This is a genomic window from Aeromicrobium sp. (genome assembly GCF_047607065.1).
Taxonomy (GTDB): domain Bacteria; phylum Actinomycetota; class Actinomycetes; order Propionibacteriales; family Nocardioidaceae; genus Aeromicrobium.
In genome coordinates, this window is record NZ_JASGDU010000034.1 from 37,965 (window position 1) to 60,538 (window position 22,574).

Annotated in this window: 18 protein-coding genes; 6 read left to right on the top strand and 12 right to left on the bottom strand. The window is 68.9% G+C overall.

Annotation, left to right across the window (positions count from 1 at the left end):
• The first annotated feature begins 136 nt into the window (after positions 1–136).
• Genes aceA through QM597_RS04970 form a run of 3 tightly spaced genes read left to right on the top strand, consistent with a single transcriptional unit; the run spans position 137 to position 3,893 of the window.
• On the top strand, positions 137–1,429 hold the full coding sequence (gene aceA / locus QM597_RS04960) for an isocitrate lyase (RefSeq protein WP_415003782.1): 1,293 nt from the start codon (positions 137–139) through the stop codon (positions 1,427–1,429).
• A complete protein-coding gene (gene aceB, locus QM597_RS04965; protein WP_415003766.1) occupies positions 1,429–3,042 on the top strand; it encodes a malate synthase A in 1,614 nt (537 codons plus the stop codon). The genes aceA and aceB overlap by 1 nt, the downstream gene beginning before the upstream one ends.
• Positions 3,039–3,893, top strand: a complete 855-nt coding sequence (locus QM597_RS04970) for a 3-hydroxybutyryl-CoA dehydrogenase (protein ID WP_415003767.1) — start codon at positions 3,039–3,041, stop codon at positions 3,891–3,893. Before aceB ends, QM597_RS04970 begins: the two co-directional genes overlap by 4 nt.
• A gap of 88 nt (positions 3,894–3,981) precedes the next feature.
• On the opposite strand, the gene QM597_RS04975 is transcribed toward QM597_RS04970, so the two are convergent.
• Entirely contained in the window at positions 3,982–4,734 is a 753-nt protein-coding gene (locus QM597_RS04975; protein ID WP_415003768.1) for a lytic murein transglycosylase, read from the bottom strand.
• A gap of 121 nt (positions 4,735–4,855) precedes the next feature.
• Positions 4,856–5,773, bottom strand: coding sequence for a cation diffusion facilitator family transporter (locus QM597_RS04980; protein ID WP_415003769.1), 918 nt, complete (start codon positions 5,771–5,773; stop codon positions 4,856–4,858).
• Between the two features lie 126 nt (positions 5,774–5,899).
• Here QM597_RS04980 and QM597_RS04985 point away from each other — a divergent pair, with 126 nt between their 5' ends.
• A complete protein-coding gene (locus QM597_RS04985; RefSeq protein WP_415003770.1) occupies positions 5,900–6,286 on the top strand; it encodes a hypothetical protein in 387 nt (128 codons plus the stop codon).
• Between the two features lie 107 nt (positions 6,287–6,393).
• On the opposite strand, the gene tuf is transcribed toward QM597_RS04985, so the two are convergent.
• From tuf to QM597_RS05025, 8 genes are all read right to left on the bottom strand, one after another.
• Positions 6,394–7,587, bottom strand: a complete 1,194-nt coding sequence (tuf, locus tag QM597_RS04990) for an elongation factor Tu (RefSeq protein WP_415003771.1) — start codon at positions 7,585–7,587, stop codon at positions 6,394–6,396.
• 93 nt (positions 7,588–7,680) lie between these two features.
• Positions 7,681–9,792, bottom strand: coding sequence for an elongation factor G (gene fusA, locus QM597_RS04995; protein WP_415003772.1), 2,112 nt, complete (start codon positions 9,790–9,792; stop codon positions 7,681–7,683).
• A gap of 47 nt (positions 9,793–9,839) precedes the next feature.
• The gene (rpsG, locus tag QM597_RS05000) at positions 9,840–10,310 is read right to left on the bottom strand and encodes a 30S ribosomal protein S7 (RefSeq protein WP_415003773.1); all 471 of its coding nucleotides are present in this window, start codon (positions 10,308–10,310) and stop codon (positions 9,840–9,842) included.
• On the bottom strand, positions 10,310–10,684 hold the full coding sequence (rpsL, locus tag QM597_RS05005) for a 30S ribosomal protein S12 (RefSeq protein WP_023647029.1): 375 nt from the start codon (positions 10,682–10,684) through the stop codon (positions 10,310–10,312). The genes rpsG and rpsL overlap by 1 nt, the downstream gene beginning before the upstream one ends.
• A gap of 320 nt (positions 10,685–11,004) precedes the next feature.
• The gene (locus QM597_RS05010; protein WP_415003774.1) at positions 11,005–11,739 is read right to left on the bottom strand and encodes a maleylpyruvate isomerase family mycothiol-dependent enzyme; all 735 of its coding nucleotides are present in this window, start codon (positions 11,737–11,739) and stop codon (positions 11,005–11,007) included.
• A gap of 3 nt (positions 11,740–11,742) precedes the next feature.
• Positions 11,743–14,574 carry an FAD-binding and (Fe-S)-binding domain-containing protein gene (locus QM597_RS05015; protein ID WP_415003775.1) on the bottom strand — a complete coding sequence of 944 codons (2,832 nt, stop codon included), beginning with the start codon at positions 14,572–14,574 and terminating at the stop codon, positions 11,743–11,745.
• Position 14,575: 1 nt separating this feature from the next.
• The gene (locus tag QM597_RS05020; protein ID WP_415003776.1) at positions 14,576–15,319 is read right to left on the bottom strand and encodes a GntR family transcriptional regulator; all 744 of its coding nucleotides are present in this window, start codon (positions 15,317–15,319) and stop codon (positions 14,576–14,578) included.
• Complete coding sequence (locus QM597_RS05025) at positions 15,316–16,623, bottom strand: hydroxyacid-oxoacid transhydrogenase (protein WP_415003777.1); 1,308 nt, start codon at positions 16,621–16,623, stop codon at positions 15,316–15,318. Before QM597_RS05025 ends, QM597_RS05020 begins: the two co-directional genes overlap by 4 nt.
• Positions 16,624–16,726: 103 nt before the next feature.
• Between QM597_RS05025 and QM597_RS05030 the strand changes: the two genes are divergently transcribed.
• Positions 16,727–17,905 (top strand): hypothetical protein, encoded by a 1,179-nt coding sequence (locus tag QM597_RS05030; protein WP_415003778.1) that lies wholly within the window; start codon positions 16,727–16,729, stop codon positions 17,903–17,905.
• Between the two features lie 155 nt (positions 17,906–18,060).
• Here QM597_RS05030 and QM597_RS05035 read toward each other — a convergent pair whose 3' ends face one another.
• Complete coding sequence (locus QM597_RS05035; RefSeq protein WP_415003779.1) at positions 18,061–18,525, bottom strand: NUDIX hydrolase; 465 nt, start codon at positions 18,523–18,525, stop codon at positions 18,061–18,063.
• Positions 18,526–18,571: 46 nt separating this feature from the next.
• On the opposite strand from QM597_RS05035, the gene QM597_RS05040 reads away from it, so the two are divergent.
• Complete coding sequence (locus tag QM597_RS05040) at positions 18,572–19,642, top strand: acyltransferase family protein (protein ID WP_415003780.1); 1,071 nt, start codon at positions 18,572–18,574, stop codon at positions 19,640–19,642.
• A gap of 198 nt (positions 19,643–19,840) precedes the next feature.
• Here the strand turns inward: QM597_RS05040 and rpoC are convergent.
• On the bottom strand, positions 19,841–22,574 hold a 2,734-nt coding region (gene rpoC / locus QM597_RS05045), incomplete at its 5' end, for a DNA-directed RNA polymerase subunit beta' (protein WP_415003781.1).

Below are 22,574 nucleotides of genomic sequence, written 5' to 3' on the forward strand. Positions count from 1 at the left end.
TCGCAAAATGGGTCGATGTGATTGTCAGAATCTCGCCGACTGCGCCTGTTTACGCTGGTCAGTGCATCGTGTGTCCTAGTGGAGAACAATCCCGTTCCCCTTCGAGGAGATTCACATGAGCACCACGTCCCCGACCGTGGCACCGACCGCCGAGCAGCTCGACCAGCAGTGGGCCACCGACCCGCGCTGGAGAGGCGTCAAGCGTGACTACACCGGTGCCGACGTCGTACGCCTGCGTGGCACGGTGCAGGAGGCCCACACGCTGGCCGACCTCGGCTCGCGCAAGCTGTGGGATCTCGTCACCGGCCAGGTCGAGGGCGTCGACTACGTCAACGCGCTCGGCGCGCTGACCGGCAACCAGGCCGTGCAACAGGTCCGCGCCGGCCTGAAGGCCATCTACCTGTCGGGCTGGCAGGTCGCCGCCGACGCCAACCTCGCCGGTCACACCTACCCCGACCAGAGCCTCTACCCGGCCAACTCGGTGCCGGCCGTCGTGCGCCGCATCAACAACGCGCTGCTGCGCGCCGACCAGCTCGAGCACGCCGAAGGCGAGGTCACGCGCGACTGGCTCGCGCCGATCGTCGCCGATGCCGAGGCCGGCTTCGGCGGTCCGCTCAACGCCTACGAGCTGATGAAGGGCATGATCGCCGCCGGTGCCGCGGGCGTGCACTGGGAGGACCAGCTCGCCAGCGAGAAGAAGTGCGGACACCTCGGCGGCAAGGTGCTAATCCCCACCCAGCAGCACGTCCGTACGCTCAACGCCGCACGCCTCGCCGCCGACGTCGCGGGCGTCCCCTCGGTCGTCATCGCGCGCACCGACGCCCAGGCCGCGACCCTGCTGACCAGCGACGTCGACGAGCGTGACCGCAGGTTCCTGACCGGAGGACGCACCTCGGAGGGCTTCTACGAGGTCACGGGCGGCATCGAGCCGTGCATCGACCGCGGCATCGCCTACGCCGAGTACGCCGACCTACTGTGGATGGAGACCTCCGAGCCCGATCTGGAGCTGGCCCGTCAGTACGCCGAGGCCATCAAGAAGGAGCACCCGGACCAGCTGCTCGCCTACAACTGCTCGCCGTCGTTCAACTGGAAGAAACACCTCGACGACGACACGATCGCGAAGTTCCAGCGCGAGCTTGGCGCGATGGGCTACACCTTCCAGTTCATCACCCTGGCCGGCTTCCACGCGCTCAACCACTCGATGTTCGACCTGGCCCACGGCTACGCCCGCACCGGCATGAGCGCGTACGTGGAGCTGCAGGAGCGCGAGTTCGGCGACGAGGAGCGCGGCTACACCGCCACCCGCCACCAGCGCGAGGCCGGCACGGGCTACTTCGACGCGATCAGTACGACCGTCAACCCCGCCTCCTCGACCACCGCGCTGGCGGGTTCGACCGAGGCTGCACAGTTCGGGGAGGGCAAGTTCTGATGGCCGTCACCCGAGCCGACATGGCGTTCCTCGGACCCGTCGGGGAACGCGACGGCGAGATCCTGTCCGACGGGGCGCTCGGCTTCGTGCGCATGCTGCACGTCCGCTTCGACGAGCGGCGGCGCGAACTGCTCGCCCTGCGCGAGCGGCGCGACCCGGCCGAGGCGTTCGCGTTCAGCCCCGAGACCGCCGCGATCCGCGAGGACTCCTCGTGGCGCGTCGCCGGGGCGGGCCCCGGCCTGGAGGACCGGCGCGTCGAGATCACCGGTCCGGTCGATCGCAAGATGACGATCAACGCCCTGAACTCCGGCGCCCGCTGCTGGCTGGCCGACTTCGAGGACGCGACGTCGCCGACGTGGCGCAACGTCGTCGAGGGCCAGATCAACCTGCACGATGCCGTCAGCCGAGTGATCTCCCACGAGGAGAACGGCAAGCGGTACGAGCTGCGCGAGGAGCCGGGCAACGGTCCGGGGCTCGCCACCATCATCGTGCGGCCACGCGGTCTGCACCTGGAGGAGCGCCATGTGCTCATCTGCGGCCGGCCCGTCGCCGGTGCCCTGTTCGACTTCGCGCTCTACATGCACCACAATGCACGGCGCCTGGTCGCTCAGGGCACCGGTCCCTATTTCTACCTGCCCAAGCTGGAGAGTCATCTCGAGGCGCGCTGGTGGGACGAGGTCTTCACGCTGGCCGAGCGCTGGTACGGACTGCCGCACGGCACGATCCGCGCCACAGTGCTGATCGAGACCCTTCCGGCGGCCTTCCGCATGGAGGAGATCCTCTACGAACTGCGCGACCACATGGCCGGGCTGAACGCCGGGCGCTGGGACTACATCTTCAGCGCGATCAAGAACGTCGGCGTCGATCCGCGCAACGTCTTCCCCGACCGGGTCGACGTGACGATGACGGTGCCGTTCATGCGCGCCTACACCGAACTGCTGGTGTCGACCTGCCACAGGCGGGGCGCGCATGCGATCGGCGGCATGGCGGCGGTCATCCCGTCCAAGGATCCCGAGGCGAACGTCGCGGCCCTGGCCAAGGTCAAGGCCGACAAGGACCGCGAGGCCGGCGACGGCTTCGACGGCTCGTGGGTCGCTCACCCGGGCCTGGTGCAGACGTGCGTCGACGCCTTCACGGCGGTGTTCGGCGAGAAGCCGAATCAGCTCGACCGGCTGCGCGACGACGTGTTGGTGAGTGCCGACGAGCTGTTGGACATCGCCTCGACCCCCGGTCGGGTCACCTCTGAGGGCGTGCGGGCCAACGTGTCGGTGCTGATCCGGTACGTCAACGCCTGGCTCGACGGCCTCGGCGCGGTCGGCCTGGACGGGCTGATGGAGGACGCCGCGACGGCCGAGATCTCGCGGTGCCAGCTGTGGCAGTGGTCGCAGCACGGCACCAGGACCGCCGAGGGCCAGCTCGTCACACCGTTCTTCATCGCCCAGGTGCTGGAGGCCGAGCTGGCGAAGGAGGCCAAGGCGCAGGACCTGCCCGCCGCGCGGGTCGACACCCTGCGCGAGCTGGTGCGGCACGGCTGCCTCGGCCGCGAGTTGCCGGAGTTCCTCACGATCGAGGCCTACGAGAAGCACCTGGTCAAGATCGCGGTAGCAGCATGACGATCGACCGCGTCGCGGTGATCGGCGGCGGGCAGATGGGCGCGGGGATCGCCGAGGTCTGTGCGCGTGCCGGTGCCGAGGTCGTGGTCGTCGAGTCCGACGGCGAGGGCGGCCGGCGCGCCCTCGCCCGGATCGACGGCTCGCTCGACCGGGCCGTGCGCCGCGGCAAGCTGGAGGACGCCGAGCGGCGCGCCACCATCGAGCGCATCGGGGTCTCGACCGATCTCGCGGCCTGCGCCGACCGACAGCTCGTGATCGAGGCGATCGTGGAGGACGCCGACGCGAAGATCGCCGTGCTGAGTTCGGTGAACCGGGTGCTGACCAACCCGAAGGCGATTCTCGCCACCAACACCTCCTCCATCCCGATTATGAAGCTGGCTGCGGCCACGGGCGCACCCGAGCGGGTCGTGGGGCTGCACTTTTTCAATCCCGTACCGGTCATGCCGGTCGTGGAGGTCATCACGACGCTCGCGACCCGTCCCGAGGTGGTCGAGCGGGTCCGCTCGTTCGCCACCGACCAGCTCGGCAAGAGCGTCATCGACGCTCAAGACCGGGCGGGCTTCGTCGTGAACTCGCTGCTGATCCCCTACCTGCTGTCGGCAATCCGGATGCTGGAGTCGGGCTACGCCTCGGCCGAGGACATCGACGCGGGCATGCGGCTGGGCTGCGGGCACCCCATGGGTCCGCTGGAGCTGGCCGACCTCATCGGCCTCGACACCGTTCAGGCCATCGCCGAGTCGATGTATGCCGAGCACAAGGAACCGCTCTACGCGCCACCGCCCCTGTTGAGTCGCATGACCGACGCGGGGTTGCTGGGCCGCAAGAGCGGACGCGGCTTCGGCCGCCACTGACCGCTGGCTGGTGCCGGGCTGCTGCACCCCGGCACCGGCCAGCACCTTCTTCTGCGGCCGACAGCCAGTCTCGGCAGGTCTTGCTTGCTCAATCGGCGAGGGAGGCGTAGTGGTCGGCTGCGGCGACCACCCGGTTGTTGTATTCCACCGACACGTTGTAGGCGCTCACTGCGGCGATCCAGTTCGACGCCACCGTCAGATCGCCGCCCACCTGGCACAGGTAGACCGCCGCCGCCAGCGCGGCATCGTCGAGGTCGTGGATGTCGGCCATCTGGTCAAGGTCGCCGTCCTGGGCGTAGGACTCCCACGTCGACGGGATGAACTGCATCGGACCGACCGCCCGGTCCCACTGCGGGTCGCCATCGACCTCGCCGCCGTCGGTGTCGGCAATGCCGGCCACACCCGCACCGTTGAGGGCGACCCCGACGACCTGCGGCCTCGCCACCCCGTCACTGTCGATCTTGCCGCCGTAGATCGTGCCGTGTTCGGACTCGACGTAGCCGATAGCCGCGAGCGTCGTCCACGACAGCCCGCAGTCCGGGTGCGTCTTGGCCACGGCCAGCGTCGCGCCCGCGTACGAGGCCAGCGCCCGCGACGGGATGCCGGTCGCCGAGGCGGTCTGCGCCACCCAGGCCGGATCGGCAAGACTGTCGACCCCCTGGACGTCACCGGAACCGAGCGTCGACACCTGGCCCGGCAACGCGCTCTGCCACGGCGTCGCGGACTGCACCCGCCCGCTCTGGCTCCACAGCCATCCGGCCGTGGCGAGCAGGATCACCGCGCCACATCCGGCCGCGACGGCGACGACCCCACGCCGCGGCCGCCCGCTCCCGTTCACCACAAAGCGAGCGTACCGACGCTCGCCTCGGCACCCCCATGAGAACCCCCGACGAGAACATGCGCGGGTAGGTGCTGGCTGAGGCGCGTAGGCCACTTGCGGCCGGAGCCTCAAGCGCACCGATCTAGACGTGGAGGCTGGCTTCGGAGTCGGCGTGGCCGCGGGGTTCCAGTTGCAGGGTCGAATGCTCCACGTCGAAGTGCTCGGCTAGGCACACCCGCAGCCGGTCCAGGACCTCGTGCGCCTGCCCCATGCGTTCGATGGAGTCCTCCACGACGATGTGCGCGCTCATCACCGGCATGCCCGAGGTAATGGTCCAGACGTGCAGGTCGTGGACGTCGACGACCCCCGGCACCTCGCACAGATGCCGGCGCAGTTCAGCCAGGTCCATGTCGGACGGTGCCGACTCCATGAGCACCCCAGCCACGTCACGCAGCAGGCTCACCGCTCGCGGGGCCACCAGTAGGGCAATGACCAGTGACGCGACCGCATCGGCGCGCACCCAGCCGGTGCCGAGGACGACCAGCGACGAGACGATGACCGCAGCCGACCCTGCGGCATCGCCGAGCACCTCCAAATAGGCACCGCGCACGTTGAGGCTCTCGCCGGCACCCTCGCGCAGGATCAGCAGACCGGCGACATTGACCGCCAGGCCAACCGCGCCGGCGACCAGCACCGGCCAGGCCTCCAGCGGCTCCGGCGCACCGAGGCGGCGCACGGCACCGACGACGATCCAGACGCACAGCCCGATCAGTGCCAGTCCGTTGAGGCCCGCAGCCAAGATCTCGGTGCGGTGATAGCCGAAGGTGCGCCGCGAACCGGGTGCTCCCCCGCGCTGGGCGACCGTGATCGCCGCCAGCGCCAGCACCAATCCGAACGAATCGCCGAGCAGGTGAGCCGCGTCTGCCAGCAGGGCGAGGCTGCCGGTGAGCAGCGCCACCACCGCCTCGACGACGAGCACCGTCAGCGACATCGCCAGGACGACCGCGAGCCTGCCGCGATGCGCCGCGCCGACGCTGCCATGTCCGTGGTCGTGCCCCATAGCGCCACCGTAGGGCGATCCTCGGAGCACGACCAGGCGTCGTCCGCCAAAAGGACGCCTACGACAACCGTTCCCGTGGCCTTGTCATTGTGCCCGCCTACGGCCGGAGGCGCTAGCGTGTCCGTCATGGCGAAGCGCACGAATCCCTCGACCCCCGACAAGTCCGGCCCGCGAGGCCCGCTCGGCCTGGCGGCCTCCTCTATCGCCGGTTCCGCGCGATTCGCCGAGAAGATTGAGACGCTGCTCGACGAGGCCATCGCCACCTTGCGCGCGGCCCGGCCGGTCCTTGAAGCCGTGAACGCCGAGATCGAAAAGGGCCTGCTGGACGATGTCCGCGCTCTGCTGACCACGGTCCCCGACACCCAGCAGGACGTGCGGGTCGCGCGCGAGTCCGCCGAGCGCATCGCCGGCATCATCGACGGTGCCCTGATGCCGCTCGGCGCGGTCCCCGGGGCCAAGCTCGCCAAACGGGTCGCCCGCGGTCGCGGCCCCGGCAAGGACGCCGCCGAATAGGAGGTTCCGCAGATAGGTCGGCTGGCTGAGGTGTCCACCGGCAACGACGATGCCCCCGCTGCCCTGAGGGCGGCGGGGGCATCGTTCAGCAGTGCTGAGTCAGCAGATCACTTGATGATCTTGGTGACCCGGCCGGCACCGACGGTACGGCCGCCCTCGCGGATGGCGAAACGCAGGCCCTCCTCCATGGCGATCGGCTGGATCAGCTCGACCTTCATCTCGGTGTTGTCGCCAGGCATGACCATCTCCGTGCCCTCGGGCAGCGTGACGACGCCGGTGACGTCCGTGGTGCGGAAGTAGAACTGCGGACGGTAGTTGTTGAAGAACGGCGTGTGACGACCGCCCTCCTCCTTGGACAGGATGTACGCCTGGCCCTCGAACTCCGTGTGCGGGGTCGTGGTGCCCGGGGCGATGACGACCTGGCCGCGCTCGACGTCCTCACGCTTCGTACCGCGGAGCAGGAGGCCGACGTTCTCGCCCGCCTGGCCCTCGTCGAGAAGCTTGCGGAACATCTCGATGCCCGTGACCGTGGTGGTCTGCTTCGTCTCGCGGATGCCCACGATGTCGACGGTGTCGTTGACCTTCACGACGCCGCGCTCGATACGACCGGTGATGACGGTTCCGCGACCGGTGATCGTGAAGACGTCCTCGACCGGCATGAGGAACGGCTTGTCCGTCTCACGCGGCGGCAGCGGGATGTACTCGTCGACCGCAGCCATGAGTTCGAGGACCGACTTGCCCCACTTCTCGTCACCCTGCAGGGCCGGGTGAGCGGCGACGCGGACGATCGGGGCGTTGTCGCCGTCGAACTCCTGGTCGCTGAGCAACTCGCGGACCTCCATCTCGACGAGCTCGAGGATCTCCTCGTCGTCGACCATGTCGCACTTGTTGAGCGCGACGACGATCGACGGCACGCCGACCTGACGGGCGAGCAGCACGTGCTCGCGCGTCTGGGGCATCGGGCCGTCCGTGGCGGCGACCACGAGGATCGCGCCGTCCATCTGTGCCGCACCGGTAATCATGTTCTTGACGTAGTCGGCGTGGCCGGGGCAGTCAACGTGCGCGTAGTGGCGGTTCTCGGTCTGGTACTCGACGTGCGAGATCGAGATCGTGATACCACGCTGACGCTCTTCGGGCGCCTTGTCGATCTGATCGAACGCGTAGTCGTCGTTCAGATCGGGGTATGCATCGTGCAACACCTTGGTGATCGCCGCGGTCAAGGTCGTCTTGCCGTGGTCGATGTGACCGATGGTGCCGATGTTCATGTGCGGCTTGGTCCGCTCGAACTTCGCCTTAGCCACTGGGGGCTCCTCCTGTTGTGATGACGTGCTGACTATGAAGGCCGTCGGGTCCCGCGTGGGAAACCTCAGGCCACCTTATGCGATGGACCGCTGTTACTCGCCGCGGGCCTTCTTGATGATCTCTTCCGCGACGGCCTTGGGAACCTCGGCGTAAGAGTCAAACTGCATCGAGTACGAGGCGCGACCGGAGGTCTTAGACCGCAGGTCGCCGACGTAGCCGAACATCTCCGAGAGCGGGACGAGGGCCTTGACGAGCTTGGCACCGCCGAAGCCCTCCTCCATCGCCTGCACCTGACCGCGGCGCGAGTTCAGGTCGCCGATCACGTCACCCATGTAGTCCTCGGGCGTCGTGACCTCGACGGCGAACATCGGCTCGAGCAGGACCGGATCGGCCTTGCGCGCGGCCTCCTTGAAGGCCATCGAGCCGGCCAGCTTGAACGCGAGCTCGGAGGAGTCGACGTCGTGGTAGGCACCGTCTTCCAGCGTCACCCGCACGTCGACCATCGGGTAGCCCGCGAGGACGCCGAACTGCATCGCGTCCTGCGCACCGGCGTCGACCGAGGGAATGTACTCGCGCGGCACGCGACCACCCGTGACCTCGTTGACGAACTCGTAGCCGCCCTCACCACCGACAACCGGCCCCGTGGGCGCGATGCCGATGATGACCTTGGCGAACTGACCCGAACCGCCGGTCTGCTTCTTGTGCGTGTACGAGTGGCCCTTGACCTCGCGCTTGATGGTCTCGCGGTAGGCCACCTGCGGCTTGCCGACGTTGGCCTCGACGCGGAACTCGCGCTTCATGCGGTCGACCAGGATGTCGAGGTGCAGCTCGCCCATGCCGGCGATGATGGTCTGGCCCGTCTCCTCGTCGGTATGCACCTGGAAGGTCGGGTCCTCTTCGGCGAGACGCTGGATGGCGACGCCGAGCTTCTCCTGATCGCTCTTGGTCTTCGGCTCGATGGCCACCTGGATGACCGGATCGGGGAAGGTCATCGACTCCAGCACGATCGGTTTTCCGGCGTCGGCCAGTGTCTCGCCCGTGGTGGTGTCCTTGAGGCCCATGACGGCCACGATCTGACCGGCACCGACCGACGCGATCTCCTCACGCTTGTTGGCGTGCATCTGGTAGACCTTGCCGATGCGCTCCTTACGGCCCTTGGTGACATTGAGCACCTGGGTGCCCGCCTCCAGGCGACCGGAGTAGACGCGCACGAAGGTCAGCTTGCCCAGGTGCGGGTCCGCAGCGATCTTGAACGCCAGGCCGGCGAACGGTGCCTCGTCGGACGGCTCGCGGGTGTCCTCGACCGACTCGTCCTTGGCGCTGTGACCCTTGACCTCGCCCACGTCGATGGGGCTGGGCAAGTAGTCGACGACGGCGTCGAGCAGGGGCTGGACGCCCTTGTTCTTGAACGCCGTGCCGCACAGCACCGGGTTGAGCTGGGTCGACAAGGTGGCGCGACGGATCGCGGCCTTGAGGTCGGTGACGCTGATGTCTTCACCCTCGAGGTAGAGCATCGCGATGTCGTCGTCGACGTCCGAGAGCGTCTCCAGCAGGGCCTCGCGCGCCTCGGCGGCGGCATCGGCGAGATCGGCGGGGATGTCCTCGATCTCGTAGTCCTCACCCATCTGGGTCTCGCCGCGCCAGACCTTCGCCTTCATCTCCACCAAGTCGACGATGCCCACGAAATCGCCCTCGGCACCGATCGGCAGCTGCAGGACGAGCGGCGTCGCACCGAGCCGCTCGCGGATCGTCTTGACGCAGAAGTCGAAGGACGCACCCGTGCGGTCGAGCTTGTTGACGAAGCACATGCGCGGCACGCCGTACTTGTCGGCCTGACGCCACACGGTCTCGGACTGCGGCTCGACACCGGCAACGCCGTCGAACACCGCGACAGCGCCGTCGAGGACACGCAAGCTGCGCTCGACCTCGACCGTGAAGTCGACGTGACCGGGGGTGTCGATGATGTTGATCTGGTGGTTCTTCCACCAGCAGGTCGTCGCGGCCGACGTGATGGTGATACCGCGCTCCTGCTCCTGCTCCATCCAGTCCATCGTCGCGCCACCGTCGTGGACCTCACCGATCTTGTAGGTGATGCCGGTGTAGAAGAGGATGCGCTCGGTGGTGGTGGTCTTGCCGGCATCGATGTGCGCCATGATGCCGATGTTGCGGACCCGGTTGAGGTCCGTGGTGATATCGGTTGCCACTACGTGAGTTCTCTCGTGAGTTGTGGGAAGAGTCGGTAGACCGGCTGTTACCAGCGGTAGTGGGCGAAGGCGCGGTTGGCCTCGGCCATCTTGTGGGTGTCCTCGCGCTTCTTGACCGCGCCGCCCAGACCGTTGCTGGCGTCGAGGATCTCGTTCTGGAGACGCTCGGCCATGGTCTTCTCGCGGCGCTCGCTGGCGTACTTGGTGAGCCAGCGCAGCGCGAGGGTCGTCTGGCGGGCCGGACGCACCTCGATCGGCACCTGGTAGGTGGCACCGCCGACACGGCGGCTCTTGACCTCGAGGGCGGGCTTGACGTTGTCGAGCGCACGCTTGAGGGTGATGACCGGATCGGTGCCGGTCTTCTCGCGGGTGCCTTCCAGCGCCGTGTAGACGATGCGCTGGGCGGTCTGCTTCTTGCCGTCGACGAGGATCTTGTTGATCAACTGCGTGACGAGCTGGTTGTTGTAGACCGGATCGGTCTCGGGAATGCGCTTCGGCGCGGGGCCTTTACGAGGCATCAGCTCTTCTCCTTCTTCGCGCCGTAACGGCTGCGGGCCTGCTTGCGGCCCTTGACGCCCTGGGTGTCGAGCGAGCCGCGGACGATCTTGTACCGGACGCCGGGGAGGTCCTTCACACGACCACCGCGCACGAGCACGATGGAGTGCTCCTGGAGATTGTGACCCTCACCGGGAATGTAGGCAGTGACCTCGGTACCGCTGGAGAGCTTCACACGCGCGACCTTACGGAGCGCCGAGTTCGGCTTCTTCGGGGTCGTGGTGTACACGCGGGTGCACACTCCACGACGCTGCGGGGAGCCCTTGAGGGCTGGGGTGTTGGTCTTGACCACCTTGGACTGGCGGCCCTTGCGGACCAACTGATTAATCGTGGGCACTACGACATCCTTCTTCTCGACCGTGAGAAAGTCTCGACTTCTGATGCACTCGCCATCGCCACCCGAGGGAGGAGAACCCCTGGTTGGATCCGATCCGGACGACGCGGGGACGACAGGATGCGTGCATCGGGCCTGGAGGGTCCAGACACAGCGCACCAGACTACCCGCTGCGGCGGAGGGGGTCAAAACGCGGCCGAATCCGGCCGGCCGTCCCTCGACGCTCGCTCCTTCCTCGCGGGTCCTGAGGTGCCGCGAGGAACGAGCGGCCGCACAGGGCGTACCTCAGCCGACGGGCCTATCGGCGCATCGTCGACACCGCCTCAGGGAACGAGCGGGCCGCGCAGGAGCTGGCGCGCGGCGACGCCGTCGGTGGTGAGACTGGCCGCGTCGATGCGTCCCCACAGGCCGAGGTACAACTCGGCGGCGGTGCCGCAGATCTCCGCGTCGGCGTCGGCACCGGGTCCGGCGAACAGCAGGATCGGCGTGCGCAATGCATCGGGCGCCTCGCCCAGCACCCACGTCTTGCCGGTATCGGTGGCCCGCACGCGGACCCGTCCGTTCAGGTGCGGCCGCTGCCCGCGTGCGGTCATGCGCGCGAAGAACACGCTCAGCACCTCGTCCACGCCGTCGGCCGCCAAGGCCGGGACGATGGGCCAGCCTTCGACCCCCAGGCCGAGCGCCAGGCAGGCGTCGATGGTGTGCACGGTCGTCTCGTGCATCTGCCGCCGCGGCCAGAACGCAGCCGTCTCGTGGACCCGCGAGAAGTTCGGCGTCGGCTCGTCCGACGGAACCGCCCGGATGACCTCCAGCAGCGCTGCGGCCGTGTCGGCGTACCACTCGGCGGGCGGATCGGTCATAAAGACCCCGCGCGGGTCCTCCAGGCGCAGGCCGCTGAGCAGGATCGCCGCAGCCCAGCGGTGGACCGAGCCGAGGTGGAACGTCAGGTCGTCGAAGGTCCACCCCGGGCAGGTCGGCACCGGCTCGTCGCCGAAAGCCGCGTCGGCGAGTTCGGTGTACCGCTTCATCGCCAGCCCGAGTTCGATGGCGTAGTCCATGGGCTATTTCTCCTCCAGCAGTTGAGCGAGGGTGACCGCACCTACGCCCGCGAGGTCGTCGAGTTGGGTCCGGCAGGAGAATCCATCGGCCACGACCACAGCATTGTCGGGGGCCTGGCGTATGGCGGGCAAGAGCTGCTGCTCGGCGACCGCCACCGACACCTCGTAGTGCCCCTTCTCGACACCGAAGTTACCCGCCAGGCCGCAGCAGCCCGCGAGCCGCCGGACGTCCGCGCCGGTGCGCGCCAGCAGTGCCAGATCGGCCTCGAAGCCCATAACCGAGGCGTGGTGACAGTGCGGCTGCACGACGACGGTCATGCCGGTCAGGTCCGGAGGCTCGTAACCGTCGGTGCGCGCCAGCAGTTCGGCGGCGGTGAAGACCCCGGCGGCGACCTCGGCCGCGCGCGGGTCGTCGAGCAGTTCGACCGCGTCCGAGCGCAACACGGCCGTACACGACGGCTCGATGCCGACGACCGGAATCCCGGCGGCGACGTAGGGGTGCAGGGTCTCGACGGCATCGCCGATCCGCTGGCGGGCCGTGTCGAGCTGGCCGGTGGTGATCCAGGTCAGGCCGCAGCAGGCCGGCTTGGCCAGCGTCTCCACGGCGTAGCCGGCACCCTCCAGCAGACCGATCAGGGCATGCCCGCCGTCGGCCTGGAGGTATTCGGTGAAGGAGTCGGCCCACAGCAGCACCCGTGGCCGGGCCGGGTCGAGCGCCCGGCGGCGGGTCTGTTTGTGGAAGGCCGTACGCGCGAAGGCCGGCAGACTGCGCCGCTGATCGACTCCTGCGGTCCAGCGAGCCAGATGAACGAGGCCGGGGACCTTCAGCGACAGGTTGACGAGCCACGCAATCGGCGAAACCAGCTTGGACCACATCGGCAGTTTGCCGAGGATGTAGTGACTGCGCGGGCGCAACCGGCCTCGGTACGCCTGGTGCAGCACCTCGGACTTGTAGGCGGCCATGTCGATGCCGGTCGGACAGTCGTTGAGGCAGCCCTTGCAGGCCAGGCACAGGTCGAGCGCGTCGTGGACCTCCGGGGCCCGCCAGCCGCCGGTGACGAAGTTGCCGTCGACCATCTCCTGCAGCACGCGGGCGCGGCCTCGGGTCGAGTCTTTCTCGTTGCGCGTGGCCTGGAACGACGGACACATGACGCCGCCGGAGCTGCGGTTGTCGGCCAGGCACTTGCTGACGCCGGTGCAGCGATGTACCGCAGCCCCGAAGCTGCCCTCGTCGTGCAGGAGCCGCAGGCCGCCGGAGCGCGAGCGGGTCAGGCCCGGTGCCCAGTCGCGGTGCTGGCCGCGCAGCGCGGCGTCGATGGGGTCCGGGTCGACCAGCACTCCGGGGTTGAGCACGTTGTCCGGGTCGAAGATGTCCTTGACCGCGCCGAACAGCGCCATCGCGTCACCTGAATACATGAGCGGCAGCAGCTCCGAGCGGGCGCGGCCGTCGCCGTGCTCCCCGGAGAAGGAGCCGCCGTGCGAGGCGGCCAGGCGGGCGGCATCGAAGATGAAGTCGCGGTAGATCGAGTGCCCGCCGACGGCATCGAGCGGGAAGTCGATCCGCACGTGGACGCAGCCGTCGCCGAAGTGCCCGAAGGGCACTCCGTGGACGTCGTGGGCCTCCATCAGTTCCTCGAACTCGCGCAGGTAGACGCCGACCCGCTCCGGCGGCACTGCGGCGTCCTCCCACCCGGCCAGCGCGGGCCGGTCCCAGACGCGCGCCGACAGCCCGGCACCCTCCTCGCGGATGCGCCAGAAGACGGCCTGCTCGGCCGGGTCGGTGACGTGGCGGTGCGCGCCGGCGGCCGAGGCCGCCACGACGCGGTGCCCTTCGGCAGCCAGCGCCGCCGGGTCGTCGCCGGCCAACTCGACATAGAGGTAACCGCCGCCGCGCGGGAACTCCGGGACTCCCGCGTCTCCCTTCGCCGCCCGGAACGCCTCGACGATGCGCGCGCCGAGTCCTTCGCAGGCGATGGGGCCGAAGGGCAAGATCGCGGGCACGTCGTCGGCGGCCTCGGCCATAGAGCCGTAGCCGAGGACGACGAGGTGGATGTGCTGCGGCGTGGGCACGAGGTCGACGGTCGCCTCCAGCAGGAGCGCGAGGGTGCCTTCGGTGCCGGCCAGGAAGGAGGCGACGTCGAGCTTCTTCTCCGGCAGCAGGTGTTCGAGGCTGTACCCGGAGACCTGGCGGCCGAAGCGGCCGAACTCGGTGCGGATGGTCGCCAAGTGCTCGCCGGCGAGGTCGCGCAGCCGCTCGGGCACGGCCGAGGCGGGCGTCGCCAGGTCGCGACCGAGGCGCAGGCGCTCACCGCTTCCGGTGACGACGTCGAGCGCGGCGATGTTGTCGGCGCTGCGGCCGTAGCCCAGGGCGCGGTTACCGCAGGCGTTGTTGCCGATCATGCCGCCGATCGTGCAGCGCGTATGGGTGGACGGGTCGGGTCCGTAGCGCAGGCCGTGGGGGCCGGCCACGCGCTGCAGCGCGGCGTGGACCACGCCGGGGTCGACGCGGGCGGTGCGCGCCTCGGCGTCGACCTCGTGGACGCGGTTGAGGTACTTGGCGAAGTCGAGGACGATGCCCGGCCCGATGGCGTTGCCGGCCACGGACGTCCCCGCGCCGCGAGCGGTGATCGACGTGCCGGTCGAGCGGGCGGCGTCGAGGGCGGCCAGAACCTCGTCGGCGTCGCGTGGGCGGACCACGACCCGTGGAGGAATCCGGTACAGCGAGGCGTCGGCGCTGTAGACCGCGCGGGCGGTGCCGGAGTCGTCGACATCGCTCACGCCGCGTCGCCGCAGCTCCTCCGCGACATCGTCTGCCAGGATCACCACGAGTAGCATGCTACTCGCCCTGGCGGCCCAGGACCGAATCTGAGGGATCTCGGCTACAGGATGCCTCCCCGACAGCCCCCAGGTCGCGCAAGGGGACGGCCCCGTGCCCCAGTTGCTCCAGTAGCAGGGCTGCGGTCCGCTCCAGGTGCTCGCGCATCGCCCCGGCCGCAGCTACCGGGTCCCGAGCGGCCACCGCCTCCACGATGGGCGCATGTTCCTCGGCGATCATCGTCATCGAGCGCGTCCGGTCGATGGTCGAAACCCCATGCGCCTGGATCGAGTCGCGCAGCCGGTCCACCACCCCCGACAGTCGCGCATTGCCGAGCGCCGCGCCCAGCGCCGCGTGCAGCTCGCGGTCGTGGCGGGTGAAGGCCGCGTCGTCAGCTGCCTCGGCGGCCGCACGCATCGCCGCCAGAGCCTCGCGCAGCCGCCGCACCAGATCAGCATCGGCGCGCTCGGCCGCCCCCGCTGCGGCGGGCACCTCCAGCAACAGCCGCAGCTCGAACACGTCGCGCACGTCCTCCGCGCGCACCCCCTGCACGACGATGCCGCGATTGCGCTCGACGCTCACCAGACCGAGGTCCGCGAGCCGCACCACCGCCTCGCGGACCGGCGTGCGCGAGACCCCCAACTCATCGGAGAGGCGGTAGATCGACTGACGCGCGCCCGGCACCAGCTCCCCCGTGACGATCCGCTCGCGCAATTGCGTGAACACCTCGTCGGCGGCCGTGCGACGCCCGGACGGACCGCTCACCAGAGTTCGGCCGACCGGCGGTAGATGTCGGCGACATCCTCGGGGGTGATCTCACGCGGCGCGGTCGCCAGCAGCCGCTGCTGCTTCAGCGTGCCCTCCACCAGCGCCTCGGTGTCCCCGGTGCCGAACCCCAGCTCGGCCAGCCCCGATGGCAGGCCGACATCGCGCATGAGTGCGGTGATGACCGACGGAAGCACCTCGCGCGCCTCGCTCGGCCGGGCCGTGTCGGGGGCCAGCAGCGCGGCGGCCCGCAGATGCCGCTCGGGGGCGGCCTCGAAGGTGAACCGGAAGGCCGCCGGAGCCGTCATCGAGACCGCCATACCGTGCGGCACCAGCCCGTGATCGGCGTGCGGGTCAACCGGGTAGCCGTCCGGCGCGAAGGGACCGACCCGCCCGGCGATGGGATAGGCGTTGGCATGCGGGATGTGAACGCCGGCATTGCCGAAGCCGAGGCCCGCGAAGGTCGCCGCGAGAGCCATGCGCTCGCGCGCGGCCAGGTTGTCGCCCTCGCGGACCGCCGTCCGGAACGCCCCGGCCAGCAGCGACATCGCGCGCTCGGACCAGGCATCGGAGATCGGATTCGCCCCGCAGTACGGCACCCGCTCGGCCGGTTCCTTGTGCTCGTAGGAAACGTAGGGCCGCGCGGTGTAGCTCTCCAGCGCGTGACACAGGATGTCCATGCCGGAGGCCGCCGTGACCCCGGCGGGCTGGGTCACGGTCAACTCCGGGTCGACGACGGCCAGCGTCGGCCGCAGCAGCGCGTGCGAGATACCGGTCTTGACCTGCTGGGCGATGACGTCGAGCACACAGATCGTGGTGCTCTCGCTGCCGGTCCCCGTCGTGGTCGGCACAGCGATGAGCGGCAGCAGCGCGCGCTCGGGCGCGCGGCCCCGGCCTACCGGAAGGTTGACGTAATCCATCAGTTCGCCGTCGTTGGTCAGCAGCAGGTTGACGGCCTTGGCCGTGTCGATGCTCGAACCACCGCCGATAGCCAGGACAGCGTCGAACGGCCCCTCAGCGCGGGCGAAGGCGACCGCCCGCTCCAGGCTTTCGTCGGTCGGCTCGACCCGGACGCCGTCGAACACCACCGTCTCGATGCCCGCAGCTCGCACCCGCTCGGCGATCTCGTCGACCCGGCCGCCGGCGCGCACTCCCGGATCGGTCACCACGAGCACCCGCCGGGCACCGAGCGACGCAACCTCGTACGCCAACTCGTGACGCGCGCCGAGACCGAACTTCAGGGCCGGCGACGCATAGGTGAAGATCGTCTCGGGACGCTCGGGGGCAAAGGTCGAGGGGGTCACGCGGGTCTCCGGGCGCTCGGCGGCAAGTGAATCTCCTGCGAGGATACGACTCGGGCGGCCACGACGGCGGCCGGTGTGGGCGCGGGCCGCTAGGGTTGTTCTGATGGGGACCGCGACTCACCGCGGCGGGGTGCAGGAGGTGGCAATGGCGCACTGGAGGCGCATCGCGGCGACGACAGTCTCGGTCATGGTCGCCCTGGGTACGGCCGCGTCCTGCGGCATCGGCTCGTCGGGCACCGGCGATACGTCGGACTCGGCCACCACACCCACGGAGATCGCCGCCCACGAGGGCGGCCCGGAAAGTCCGCTCGCCTTCGGCCTGACCGTGCCCGACGGTGCGGTGCAACTCGGTCCGCTCGCGCGCTACCGCAGCGACCGCCTCGTGCAGGCCTACCAACCCGAACTGACCGAGGCGCTGGCTCGCCAGGGCGTCTCCGATGCGGTCTCGGCGGCCCGGTCCAACGACGAGGGCCTGCTGGCCGAGACACCGCCGGAGATCACCAAGTCCGCCCGCCCCGACGACGACACCTTCGCGCTGCTGGAGGATCCGCCGCCGGCTGACATCACTACCGCGCTCATCCGGCTCGACTCCGATCAGACCGAGACCGTGCGCGATATGGTCCGCCAGATCGCGGCACTGCTGCCCGATGCCGGCATCGACGCGGGCAACTTCACGAGCTATTGCACCGTCGTCGAGGAGCGTGTCCGCGGCTGCCACCTCCAGGCCGAAGGCGTCACCGACGACGACCGGCAGCTGCTCATCACCATGGATGTCGATCCCGGCGATGTCACGACCCGTGTGGCACCGCCGTCGAGCCTGAGCAAGCCGGTCATGCAGGTCCGCGTCGAAGACCTCAGCGACCCGCGCCTGGAGCAGCCCGTCACGACCGAGGGAGCCGATCCGTCGGCTTCGGCGACGACGCCGTCCGACTCATCGACCGACAACATCATCTGGCCGGCCATGGACACCGAGGCGGCGCAGGACACCGCGCTGCTCAACGGCTGGGTGCTCCCCGAAGACACCACCCTGCTGCTGAGTTCGTTCCATCCGGCCTTCGTCTCGCTGTGGGCCAAGAGCAGCGCAGAGGCCCGCGAGATCGCCCGCTCCTACGTCGAATCACTCGCGCCGGACGTCGCGGTGCGCTCGGACTCCTACGAAGGCCTCAACGAGGTCGACGTGACGTTCTCGGCGACCGCGCCAGACGGCTCGCAGGCAATGGCCACGCACGTCATCACCGCGCGCGGCAACTACGTGATGCTCTTCTACACCCCCGCCGCCTGAGGACGTGCGCGGATAGGCAGAACCCGGTCATTGAGGTGCGAGCGCAGCACACCTCGAAATGACCCACCACCGCAGGCTTCGCCCTTCGAGGCTCGTCGCACCCTTCGAGGCTCGGCCGCAGGCGGCCTCACACCTCAGGGACCGCTCCTCGCACCTCAGGCGAAGTCGTCGAGGCGGCCGAGCACGTAGCCGACCACCTGCAGGAGGGGTCGCCCGCCGGGCAAGTCGGCCACCGGAATCCAGGCGGCCAGATCACTCGAACCGTCCTGCTCGACCACCCTTGGTGGCGTCACCGTGTCGACGCGACAGGCGTAGAGGATGTGAACCCCGTGGTAGTCCTCCCAGACGCCGCCGCGCCCCGTGGCCACGGTGTGCAGGTCATGCACCGCAACGAGCCGGTGCTCAGCGACCGTCAGCCCGGTCTCCTCGTACACCTCACGCAACATCGCAGCCTCGGGCGACTCGCCCTGCTGAACGCCGCCGCCGGGCAACGCCCAATACCCGGCCGGATAGCCGCGCGACGACATGCGGGTGAGCAATAACTCCCGGCCCTGCGCCCCCTCGCGCAAGGCGACCGCATACGCACCCAGCCGCTGCGTCCGGCGCGGCTGGCGAGTCATGCGATCCAGCATGTCACCTCACCGCGTCACGACTACAGTCGGTCCGGTGACTGCTCTCGCGCCGCTTCCCGTCAGCCCGACGGCCCCGAAGCCGCGCGTGGCCTATCTGGACAACGCGCGCTACTGGGTCATGCTGCTGGTAGTCGTCGGGCACAGCCTCACCGAGTTCGTCGTCATGGACTCCGCGCGCGGTGTGTACACGTGGATCTATGCCTTCCATATGCCGTTCTTCGTGCTGATCTCCGGCTACACGGCACGTCACTACGTCGGCGACGTCCGGCAGATCCGGCGCATCGTCAGCACCCTGGTCGTGCCGTATCTGATCGTCGAACTGAGCCTGCAACTCATCAGCCGGCATTACACCGGCGAGCCGGCGCAACTCATGGTGCTGTCGCCGCAGTGGATCGGCTGGTTCATGGCGGCTCTCATCCTGTGGCGACTGACGACGCCGATCTGGCGGGCACTGCGCTATCCCATCACGACTTCGATCATCATCTCACTCGGCGCGGGACTGATCGACATCCCGAACGTGCTGGCGGCGCACAAGGCGGTCGCGCTGCTGCCGTTTTACGTCATCGGCCTGCACATGACCCGTGAGCGGTTCCTGCGCCTGGGCACCGTGCCGCTGCGTATCGCCTCGTCGCTGCTGCTCGGCGGGCTATTCGTCCTGTGCCAGTTCCTACCGTACGACCGGATGGACCATCCGAAGGCGTGGCTGCTGTGGAAGTTCAGCTACTCCGACCTGGAGACATCCTTCGCCGAGGGCATCGCGATCCGCGCCGGACTGTTGGCACTCGGCCTGCTGATGACGCTGGCGGCGCTCTCGCTCGTGCCGCGCGGGCGCTCGTGGACCACCGGGCAAGGCGAGCGGACCTTCTACTGCTATCTGCTGCACGGCTTCGTCATCGTGTGGCTCGACCGGCACTATCACCTGTGGGTCCGGCTCGAACCGTACGGCGCACCGGCCGTACTGGGCCTCATCGTCAGCGCCGTGGTCTTGGCGAATCTGCTGATGACGCGGCCCGTCGCCCGGCTGTTCCGGCCGGTCTTCGAGCCGAAGCTCACCTGGATGTTCCGCGACATCCGCGAGTCCCCGCGCGTCAAGATCCCGACCTGACAGCGTACGCGGATCGGCGCGCGGTGGTGTGCTGCGGCCCGGTCCCTGAGGTGCGCCCTTCGAGGCCGCTCGTTCCTCGCGGCGCCTCAGGGACCGGCAGGCGGCGCACAACCCGATAAATCAGCGAATCCCGGGCCGCTACGGGAACGCCGAAGGGCCTCGGAACACATCGGTTCCGAGGCCCTTCGGCCTGAGATATCAGCCCTCGTAGGAGGTGTAATCGAAGTCTTCGACCTCGACCGCACCCTCGGTCTGGCCGAAGTTGTACTCGTAGCCGTCGTAGCCCGCGACCGCGTAGGCCGCCTGACGGGCCTCCTCGGTCGGCTCCACCGCGATGTTGCGGTAGCGCTCCAGGCCGGTGCCGGCCGGGATGAGCTTGCCGATGATGATGTTCTCCTTGAGGCCGCGCAGCGAGTCCGACTTGCCGTGGATCGCGGCATCCGTGAGCACACGGGTCGTCTCCTGGAAGGAGGCGGCCGACAGCCACGACTCGACAGCCAGCGAGGCCTTCGTGATGCCCATGAGCACCGGACGACCCGAGGCCGGCGTGCCGCCCTCGGCGACCACCCGACGGTTTTCGGCCTCGAATGCCGCACGATCGGCCAGGTCACCAGGGATCAGGTGCGAATCGCCCTGCTCGATGACCGTGACCCGGCGCAGCATCTGCCGCACGATGATCTCGATGTGCTTGTCGTGGATCGCCACGCCCTGACTACGGTAGACCTCCTGGACCTCGTCCACGAGGTGCTCCTGCGCCCGGCGCACACCCAGGATGCGCAGGACCTCCTGCGGATCGGGCGTACCGTGCGTGAGCTGCTGGCCGACCTCGACGCGCTGGCCGTCCTCGATCAGCAGGCGCGAACGCTTGGTGACCGGGTACTCGATGGCCTCGCTGCCGTCGTCGGGGGTGACGACGAGCTTGCGCGTGGCCTCCGAATCGTCGATCTGCACGCGGCCGGCGACCTCGGTGATCGGTGCCTTGCCCTTGGGCTGACGCGCCTCGAACAGCTCCACGACGCGCGGCAGGCCGTGCGTGATGTCGTCACCGGCCACACCGCCGGTGTGGAAGGTCCGCATCGTCAGCTGGGTGCCGGGTTCGCCGATGGACTGCGCGGCGATGGTGCCGACGGCCTCGCCGATGTCCACGAGCTTGCCGGTGGCCAGCGAGCGGCCGTAGCACTTGGCGCAGCTGCCCGCCGCCGCCTCGCAGGTCAGGACGGTACGCACGCGCACCGTCTCGACACCGGCCTTGATAAGACGGTCGATGTCGTCGTCACCGATGTCCTCACCGGCTCCGATCAGGACCTCGCCGGTCTCGGGATGGACGATGTCGACCGCCGAAACGCGCGCGTAGACCGAGGTCTCCACGTGCTCGGCCGCCACCAGCGAGCCGTCCTCGGCACGCTCGGCGATGGCCTTCGGCAGGCCGCGCTCGGTGCCGCAGTCGGTCTCACGGATGATGACATCCTGCGACACGTCAACCAGCCGGCGCGTCAGGTAACCCGAGTCGGCGGTCCGCAGCGCGGTGTCGGCCAGGCCCTTACGGGCACCGTGCGTGGCGATGAAGTACTCGACGACGCTCAGGCCCTCGCGGTAGTTCGACTTGATCGGGCGCGGGATGATCTCGCCCTTCGGGTTGGCCACGAGGCCTCGCATGGCGGCGATCTGACGCAACTGCATCATGTTGCCGCGGGCTCCGGAGTTCACCATCATGTAGATCGGGTTGTCCGCATGGAAGGTGTCCGACATCTTGTCGGCCACCTCGGCGGTGGCCTGCGTCCAGATCTCGATGAGTTCCTGACGGCGCTCGTCCTCAGTGATGAGGCCCTTGTCGAACTGCTTCTGGACCTTGGCAGCCTGGTCCTCGAAACGCGCGAGGATCTCGGGCTTCTCCGGCGGGCTGACGACGTCGCCCATGGAGATCGTCACGCCCGAGCGAGTCGCCCAGTGGAAGCCGGTGTCCTTGAGCGCGTCGAGCGCGTTGGCCACGTCGACCTTGCTGTAGCGCTCGGCCAGGGCGTTGACGATGACGCCGAGTTCCTTCTTGCCGACCTGGTGGTTGACGAACTCGTAGTCGACCGGCAGCGCCTCGTTGAAGATGGCCCGGCCCAGCGTCGTCTCGCGGAGCTGGCCGTCGATGCGGATCTTGACCTTGCTCTGCAACGTGATCTCGCGGCGGTCGAACGCCATGATCGCCTCGGACACCGAGCTGAACGCCCGGCCCTCGCCCGGATGACCGTCGCGGTCCAGGGTGAGGAAGTACAGGCCGATAATCATGTCCTGCGTCGGCATGGTGACCGGACGGCCGTCGGACGGCTTGAGGATGTTGTTCGTCGACAGCATGAGGATGCGGGCCTCGGCCTGCGCCTCGGCACTCAGCGGCAGGTGCACGGCCATCTGGTCACCGTCGAAGTCGGCGTTGAAGGCCGAACAGACCAGCGGGTGGATCTGGATGGCCTTGCCCTCGATGAGCTGCGGCTCGAACGCCTGGATGCCCAGACGGTGCAGCGTGGGCGCGCGGTTGAGCAGCACGGGGTGCTCGGCAATGACCTCTTCGAGAACGTCCCACACGACCGGGCGGGCGCGCTCGACCATGCGCTTGGCGCTCTTGATGTTCTGCGCGTGGTTGAGGTCCACGAGCCGCTTCATCACGAAGGGCTTGAACAGCTCCAGCGCCATCTGCTTGGGCAGGCCGCACTGGTGCAGCTTGAGCTGCGGGCCGACGACGATGACTGAACGGCCCGAGTAGTCGACGCGCTTGCCGAGCAGGTTCTGACGGAACCGGCCCTGCTTACCCTTGAGCAAGTCGCTCAACGACTTGAGCGGACGGTTGCCCGGCCCAGTGACCGGGCGGCCGCGGCGGCCGTTGTCGAACAGCGAGTCGACGGCCTCCTGCAGCATGCGCTTCTCGTTATTGACGATGATCTCGGGC

What these genes read in the sequence shown, in the direction of transcription:
- aceB (WP_415003766.1), top strand. Translation starts at nt 1,429, where the DNA reads ATGGCCGTCACCCGAGCCGACATGGCGTTCCTCGGACCCGTCGGGGAA.
- QM597_RS04970 (WP_415003767.1), top strand. Translation starts at nt 3,039, where the DNA reads ATGACGATCGACCGCGTCGCGGTGATCGGCGGCGGGCAGATGGGCGCG.
- QM597_RS04980 (WP_415003769.1), bottom strand. Translation starts at nt 5,773, where the DNA reads ATGGGGCACGACCACGGACATGGCAGCGTCGGCGCGGCGCATCGCGGC.
- QM597_RS04985 (WP_415003770.1), top strand. Translation starts at nt 5,900, where the DNA reads ATGGCGAAGCGCACGAATCCCTCGACCCCCGACAAGTCCGGCCCGCGA.
- rpsG (WP_415003773.1), bottom strand. Translation starts at nt 10,310, where the DNA reads ATGCCTCGTAAAGGCCCCGCGCCGAAGCGCATTCCCGAGACCGATCCG.
- QM597_RS05010 (WP_415003774.1), bottom strand. Translation starts at nt 11,739, where the DNA reads ATGGACTACGCCATCGAACTCGGGCTGGCGATGAAGCGGTACACCGAA.
- QM597_RS05015 (WP_415003775.1), bottom strand. Translation starts at nt 14,574, where the DNA reads ATGCTACTCGTGGTGATCCTGGCAGACGATGTCGCGGAGGAGCTGCGG.
- QM597_RS05030 (WP_415003778.1), top strand. Translation starts at nt 16,727, where the DNA reads ATGGGGACCGCGACTCACCGCGGCGGGGTGCAGGAGGTGGCAATGGCG.
- QM597_RS05035 (WP_415003779.1), bottom strand. Translation starts at nt 18,525, where the DNA reads ATGACTCGCCAGCCGCGCCGGACGCAGCGGCTGGGTGCGTATGCGGTC.